1 protein-coding gene is annotated in these 523 nt (G+C 49.7%); it reads left to right on the top strand.

What is annotated here, in order from left to right; all coding sequences use genetic code 11:
• Positions 1 to 523 (top strand): SCO family protein (locus R7O13_RS30720; protein WP_318305701.1); only part of this gene is annotated, 523 nt, incomplete at both ends.

The following is a 523-nucleotide window of genomic DNA, read 5'->3' as shown; positions in this document are numbered from 1 at the left end:
TAGACAGCCTAGATAAACCCGCAGACGTTTCAAAAACAGCCTCGTCAGAACAAAGCGTGTTGTTTGGCGAAGACAATCAACCAGTCAACGTCTTTGATGTGAACGACCCTCGTATTCGTATCGTGTATTTCGGTTTTACTCGTTGCCCTGATGTCTGCCCAACGTCGCTCGCGATGCTGGCAGGTGCACTAAATCAAATCAGCGATGAGCAAAAAGCGCAGCTGCGCCCAATGTTTATCTCTCTCGATCCAGAACGTGATGAAGCAGACGCGTCCGCAAAATATGCGCACTACTTCCACCCTATGATTGAAGGCCTATCTGCGCCGTTGGACATCACGACGCCACTTGCTCACCGCTACGGCGTTATTTTCCGTAAAACCGAATTAGAAGGTTCGGAACTGAAGTACACCCTTGACCACAGCTCTTACTTCTACTTCCTCAAACCGGACGGCACGTTGATCACCAAAGTGCCACACACGCTAACGCCTGCGCCGATTGTTGAAGCAATTTCAAAACTCACCAC

The organism is Vibrio sp. Y176 (assembly GCF_033438945.1).
Note: the sequence above shows the minus strand (reverse complement) of the source record. Positions and strands in the feature narration are given on the sequence as shown.